Source organism: Pseudooceanicola lipolyticus (assembly GCF_002786325.1).
In the GTDB taxonomy this organism is placed as follows: Bacteria; Pseudomonadota; Alphaproteobacteria; order Rhodobacterales; family Rhodobacteraceae; genus Pseudooceanicola_C; species Pseudooceanicola_C lipolyticus.
In genome coordinates, this window is the sequence record NZ_PGTB01000046.1 from 21,167 (window position 1) to 27,166 (window position 6,000).

Below are 6,000 nucleotides of genomic sequence, written 5' to 3' on the forward strand. Positions count from 1 at the left end.
GGTTGGGGGAAACTGTTTTTCTACAATATGTGGTAGTCAGAATTCAGAACTCGCATAGGTTGCATTATTGTTGATGCAAAGAGGCACCAGTTTCTTCATGTTTTTGCCCGAAAGCTGATGTCACCTCGGTCCACGGCTTGAGCGGTGTTGCGGAATGCGGCAGGAATACGGCCAAATTGAGGCACATCGCCCATATCGGGTGAAATCAAGTTGGAAAGGGCGCGGCAATGCATCGGGCCTGTCCAGTTTGAAGGGATCGGACAGTGTTCGCACGCATGACAGGCGCTGCACTGCGCGGAATTTTGGTGGCCCTTCTGGTGGCCACACCGTCGCTGTTGCTGCCGGGATTTACCTCGGACGCGACCGAAATGGTCGCGCTGCTCGCCATCTTGGCGGGTGCAATCACCTTTGCCGAATACAACACCGAATTTCCCAGCTTCATCGAATTTCGCGATGCGCCGCCGCTGAACCGGATGCGGTTTATCGCGCTGTTCCTGATGTTCTTCATGCTGACGATCATCGCCAAGCACAGTTTCGAACCCACCACCCTGACCGGGCTGTTTGCCGGGCTGGGCGGGTTGATCGGCTATTGCACCGATTTCCCGTTTTCGCCGGTGCGGCTGATGGTGTTGGCGCTGCCCTCGGAAGTGATGAGCTATACCGTCAGCAGCGTGCGGATCGCGGCGGGCGTGTCCTATGTCATCGCCCTGTTCACGGTGCTGTCCTTCCTGTTCGCGGTGCGGGTTCTGGGCTGGCCCACCAGCAGCGGCGCATTCAACGTCTGGGTCAACCTGCCGCTGTTCGATCCGACCACCGGCGGTGACGTGGTGCACCGGCTCCAGCGCGATGGGCGGATCAATATCGTTGTCGGCTTCCTGCTGCCCTTTGTCATCCCGGCGGTGATCAAGCTGGCCTCGGATTTCGTGAACCCGATCGCGCTGACCGATCCGCAAACACTGATCTGGACCGTCAGCGCCTGGGCCTTCCTGCCGGCCAGCATGGTGATGCGCGGCGTCGCAATGGCTCGCATCGCCGAGCTGATCGAGGAAAAGCGCCGCCGCGTCTATGCCAATGCCGAGGCGATGCAAACCGCATGAGCCCGGCGCGCCTCGCCGCCCTGCTGCTTGCCTGCCTGATCCCCTGCCTGTCTGCCGCCGACACCCTGCGCGTGGCGAGTTTCAATGCCGAGCTGCAACGCGACGGTCCGGGCCTGCTGTTGCGCGACATCGGGCGCGGCGACGATCCGCAGATTGCCGCCGTGACCGAGGTGATCGCGCGGGCGGCACCCGATATCCTGGCGCTGCAGGGGATCGACTGGGATTATGACGGCCTGACGCTGAACGCTCTGGCCGAGGTCCTGCAAGCCGCCGGCGCCGATTATCCCCACCGCTTTGCCGCGCGGCCGAATACCGGCATGACGACCGGTCTCGACCTCGATGGCGACGGCCGCCTGGGCGAGCCGGAGGATGCCCAGGGCTTTGGCTCCTTCACCGGGCAGGGCGGGCTGGCAGTGCTGTCGCGCTATCCGATCCTGACCGAGGAGGTGCAGGATTTCTCCGGTCTTCTCTGGCGCGACCTGCCCGACGCGCTGCTGCCGGTGCGGCCAGACGGCACGCCGTTTCCCTCGGCCGAGGCACAGGCGGCGCTGCGGCTGTCGACCACCGCGCATTGGGCGGTGCCCATCGCGCTGCCCGATGGCGGGCGTCTGGTGCTGCTGACCTTCCACGCCACGCCGCCGGTCTTCGACGGGCCCGAGGACCGCAACGGCAGGCGCAACCATGACGAAATCCGGTTCTGGCAGCTCTATCTCGACGGGGCCTTCGGCCCCGCCCCGACACAGCGTTTCGTGATCGCCGGTGATGCCAATCTCGACCCGTTCGACAGCGACGGGCAGCAAGAGGCAATCCGCGCCCTGCTGGCCGATCCGCGCCTGCAAGACCCGATGCCGCGCAGTGCCGGCGCCGCAATGGCCGCCGATCAGGGCCATGCCGGCCCCGATGCCGCCGACACGGTCGACTGGGACGGGCCGGGGCGGCTGCGGGTGGACTACGTGCTGCCCTCGGCCGACTGGACCGTTGCGGCGTCAGGCATGGTCTGGCCCGCCCCCGGCGCAGAGGGGCACGAGGCGGCGCTAACCGCCAGCCGCCACCGCCTGGTCTGGGTAGACCTGCGGTTTGACTAAACCGGCCGGAAGCGCCGAGGCCAGCGCGGTTTCAACCGGCGTGGCGCGAAACTCCGGCAGCAGATCGTCAAAGCGGGTGCCGTCCAGCCAATGCGGCCGGCGCCAGAGATAGCTCATCTCCAACAGCCGCCGTCCCAGCGGCCAGACCGGCGCTGCCAGCCGCAGCGGCAGCATCGACATGCGCCGCAATTGCACCTCGCCGCGTGTCACCCGCCCCAGCGCCGCCGCCATCTCGTGCCCAGTCAGGGTATAGCCGGGGAACGGAATATCGGCGAAGGCCGGCAGATCCGCGCGCATCCCGACCAGCTGCACCGCGGCGCGCGCCATATCGGGCAGATAGGCCCAGGCATGCGGAATGGCGGGATCGCCGGGATAGCTGAACACGCCTTTTGCCAGGCGCTTGGTCAGCACCAGGTCGAACCAGTTGCCCGAAGCTTGGGTATCGATGAAATCTCCGGCTCTCAACACGATGGTGCGCAGCCCCGCGCTGGCATAGGCCGCCTCCATCTCGATGCGGATGCGGCCCATCGGGTTGCGCGCGGCATGGGGCGTGCCCGCGCCCCAGGGCGGCGGGGTCTGTTCGCCGAACATATAGACATTACCGGGGATCATCACCGTGGCCCCCGACTGTCTTGCGGCACCGATCACCTGTTGCGTCAGGACGGGCACCTGCCTGGCCCAATCGGGATAGGGTGGGTTCCAGGCGTTGACGATCACCTGCGCCCCGCGCGCGGCGGCGGCGAGGTCACCGGTGCGGCGGTCAAACCGGCGCACCACCCAACCGGCGGCGTCAAAAGCGGTGGCGGCGTGGCGGCCAAAGCGGCCACTGGCACCAAGGATCAGAACAGTCTGGGTCATTGCGGTCTCCGGGCATTTGCTGGTGCCCGACAATTAACCATTCTCTGCTGAACATCATATTGCCTGAAAATGCTGATATGCTATTCAGTTCTGAATGGATAACCCCCTGGCCCAGACCGACTGGTCGCTGATCCAGTCTTTCCTTGCCGTCGCCGATGCCGGCTCGCTTTCCGCCGCCGCGCGCAATCTGGGACGCAGCCAGCCGACGCTGGGCCGGCAGGTGCAGGCGCTGGAGGACAGCCTGGGCGCGCAGCTGTTCCAGCGCCACGCGCGGGGTCTGAAGCTGAGCGAAATCGGCGCGGCCTTGTTGCCAATGGCACGGCAGATGCATGCGGCGATGAACGCCATCGCGCTGGCCGCCGCCGGGCAGAGCCAGGCGCTGGCCGGCACCGTCCGCATCACCGCCAGCGTGTTCGCCTCGCATTACCTGCTGCCGCCGATCCTGGCCCAGATCCGCCGCGCCGAACCCAGCATCCATCTGGTGCTGGACCCGTCGGACCGGCTGGAAAACCTGCTGTTCCGCGAGGCGGATATCGCGGTGCGCATGGCGCGGCCGACGCAGATGGACATCGTCACCCGCCACGTGACCAGCGTTGAACTGGGAATTTTCGCCGCCCACAGCTATCTCGACCGGGCCGGCCGGCCGCAGACGCCGCAGCAGCTGCTGGAGCATGACCTGGTCGGTTTCGAAACCACCGACCTGATCCTGCGCGGGATGCGCGCGCAGGGCTGGCAGATCGACCACGAGGATTTCGCGGTACGCTGCGACAACCAGTCGGCCTATTGGGAACTGGTGCGCGCCGGCTGCGGCATCGGGTTTTCGCAGCGCGCGGTGGGCCGCGCCGATCCGCTGGTAGAGGAACTGGCGCTTGACTCGGCGATCCCGCCGCTTGAGATCTGGCTTGCCGCGCATCAGGCGATGCGGCAGACCCCGCGCATCCGCCGGGTCTGGGACCTGCTGGCCGACGGGCTGCAGAAAACGCAACTGTAAGGCGCGCGACGGATGGCAAAAGACGAGGATATCGCATTCGCCACCGCCGTGAACGAATACGGCTTCTATTTTGTGCCGCAGGATTATCTGGGCCGCGAAGTGCCCGACGCGCTGCTGGCCGGCGAGGTCTATGAACCCAAGACCATCCGCCTGATCCAGCGGCTGGCCGGCCACGGCGACGTGGTGACCGGCGGCGCCTTCGTCGGAGATTTCCTGCCGGCCCTGTCCGGTGCCCTGGCGGGCGGCGCGCTGCTGCATTCCTTCGAGCCCAACCCGCTGAGCCTGCTGGCCTGCCGCAAGACCATCGCCGCGAACCGGCTGCACAATGTTCGGCTGCACCCCGTCGCGGTGGGCGAGGCCGCCGGTCACCTGCCCTTGCAGCTGTCCAGCAGCGCGGGAACGCCGATGGCCGCGCGCGCCAAGATCGCCACCACCGCGGTCAAGGGCGAAACCGTCGATGTCCCGGTGGCGCGGCTGGACGATCTGATCGGCGCGGACAGGCGCGTTTCGGTGCTGCACCTGGATATCGAGGGGCATGAATGGCCGGCGCTTCAGGGGGCGCGGCGGATCATCGAGGCCGACTCGCCGGTGATCATCCTGGAAGCCGCCAAGCGCTGGGTCCGACGCGATTACGAAACCAGGCTGCGCGACAGCTTTCCGGCCTGCCGCTATCTCTGCGCCGGGGTGATGGAGCGCAACGCCTTCTTCCTCCCGTTCGACGGTGACCGCGGCTGACGCGACGTTCCCCGCGCCTCATTGACCCTTCCCGCGCGCCGCGCTAGGCCCTCGGACGAGATTTTCCAAGGAGCCCCCGCATGTCCAATCCTTCCCTTCTGATCCTGCCCGGCGACGGCATCGGCCCCGAGGTCATGGCGCAGGTCCGCCGCATCATCGACTGGTACGGCGACAAGCGCGGGATGCGGTTTGACGTGAGCGAAGATCTGGTCGGCGGCTGCGCCTATGACAAGCACGGCACGCCGCTGCACGATGACACCATGGCCAAGGCGCAAGAGGTCGACGCGGTGCTGCTGGGTGCTGTGGGCGGGCCGAAATACGACAAGCTGGATTTCAGCGTCAAACCCGAACGCGGGTTGCTGCGCCTGCGCAAGGAAATGGACCTTTACGCCAACCTGCGCCCGGCCCAGTGTTTCGACGCCCTGGCCGATTTCTCGTCGCTGAAAAAAGACGTGGTTGCCGGCCTCGACATCATGATCATCCGCGAGCTGACCTCGGGCGTCTATTTCGGCGAACCGCGCGGTATCGTCAAAGAAGGCAACGAGCGCGTCGGCATCAACACCCAGCGCTATACCGAAAGCGAGATCGCCCGCGTGGCGCGCTCGGCCTTTGAAATGGCGCGCAAGCGTGGCAACAAGGTCTGCTCGATGGAGAAGGCCAACGTGATGGAATCCGGCATCCTGTGGCGCGACGTGGTACAAGAAATCCACGATGCCGAATACCCGGATGTGGAACTCAGCCATATGTATGCCGATGCTGGCGCCATGCAGCTGACCCGCTGGCCCAAGCAGTTCGACGTGATCGTCACCGACAACCTGTTCGGCGATCTGCTGTCCGATCTCGCCGCGATGCTGACCGGGTCGCTGGGCATGCTGCCCTCGGCCAGCCTGGGCGCGCCGATGGCCAATGGCCGCCCCAAGGCGCTGTACGAGCCGGTGCACGGCTCGGCCCCCGATATCGCCGGACAGAACAAGGCCAACCCGATCGCCTGCGTTCTCAGCTTTGCCATGGCGCTGCGCTATTCCTTCGACGCCGGCGACGAGGCGGACCGGCTGGAAAAGGCGGTTGAAAAGGTGCTGGCGGACGGCGTGCGCACCGCCGACCTGCTGGGCGAAGAGGGCGTGACGCCGGTTTCGACCAGCGAAATGGGCGACGCCATCCTCGCCGCGCTGGACGCCGGCCTGTAAACGCGGCCGGGCGGCGTCAGCGCCGCCCGCCGCTATCCGCGCCGTTT

6 protein-coding genes are annotated in these 6,000 nt (G+C 66.2%); 5 read left to right on the forward strand and 1 reads right to left on the reverse strand.

Annotation, left to right across the window (positions count from 1 at the left end):
• Positions 1-263: 263 nt before the first annotated feature.
• Both CVM52_RS12555 and CVM52_RS12560 read left to right on the forward strand, forming a co-directional pair.
• Positions 264-1,097, forward strand: a complete 834-nt coding sequence (locus tag CVM52_RS12555; protein ID WP_100162840.1) for a hypothetical protein — start codon at positions 264-266, stop codon at positions 1,095-1,097.
• Entirely contained in the window at positions 1,094-2,182 is a 1,089-nt protein-coding gene (locus CVM52_RS12560) for an endonuclease/exonuclease/phosphatase family protein (protein ID WP_100162841.1), read from the forward strand. The genes CVM52_RS12555 and CVM52_RS12560 overlap by 4 nt, the downstream gene beginning before the upstream one ends.
• On the opposite strand, the gene CVM52_RS12565 is transcribed toward CVM52_RS12560, so the two are convergent.
• Positions 2,132-3,040, reverse strand: coding sequence for a Rossmann-fold NAD(P)-binding domain-containing protein (locus tag CVM52_RS12565; RefSeq protein WP_100162847.1), 909 nt, complete (start codon positions 3,038-3,040; stop codon positions 2,132-2,134). The genes CVM52_RS12560 and CVM52_RS12565 overlap by 51 nt on opposite strands.
• Positions 3,041-3,134: 94 nt before the next feature.
• Between CVM52_RS12565 and CVM52_RS12570 the strand changes: the two genes are divergently transcribed.
• From CVM52_RS12570 to leuB, 3 genes are all read left to right on the forward strand, one after another.
• Positions 3,135-4,031 (forward strand): LysR family transcriptional regulator, encoded by an 897-nt coding sequence (locus tag CVM52_RS12570; protein ID WP_100162842.1) that lies wholly within the window; start codon positions 3,135-3,137, stop codon positions 4,029-4,031.
• A 12-nt stretch (positions 4,032-4,043) separates the two neighbouring features.
• The gene (locus CVM52_RS12575; RefSeq protein ID WP_100162843.1) at positions 4,044-4,766 is read left to right on the forward strand and encodes an FkbM family methyltransferase; all 723 of its coding nucleotides are present in this window, start codon (positions 4,044-4,046) and stop codon (positions 4,764-4,766) included.
• A gap of 80 nt (positions 4,767-4,846) precedes the next feature.
• Entirely contained in the window at positions 4,847-5,953 is a 1,107-nt protein-coding gene (gene leuB, locus CVM52_RS12580) for a 3-isopropylmalate dehydrogenase (protein WP_100162844.1), read from the forward strand.
• The last annotated feature ends 47 nt before the right edge of the window (positions 5,954-6,000 follow it).

What these genes read in the sequence shown, in the direction of transcription:
- CVM52_RS12560 (WP_100162841.1), top strand. Translation starts at nt 1,094, where the DNA reads ATGAGCCCGGCGCGCCTCGCCGCCCTGCTGCTTGCCTGCCTGATCCCC.
- CVM52_RS12565 (WP_100162847.1), bottom strand. Translation starts at nt 3,040, where the DNA reads ATGACCCAGACTGTTCTGATCCTTGGTGCCAGTGGCCGCTTTGGCCGC.
- CVM52_RS12570 (WP_100162842.1), top strand. Translation starts at nt 3,135, where the DNA reads ATGGATAACCCCCTGGCCCAGACCGACTGGTCGCTGATCCAGTCTTTC.
- CVM52_RS12575 (WP_100162843.1), top strand. Translation starts at nt 4,044, where the DNA reads ATGGCAAAAGACGAGGATATCGCATTCGCCACCGCCGTGAACGAATAC.
- leuB (WP_100162844.1), top strand. Translation starts at nt 4,847, where the DNA reads ATGTCCAATCCTTCCCTTCTGATCCTGCCCGGCGACGGCATCGGCCCC.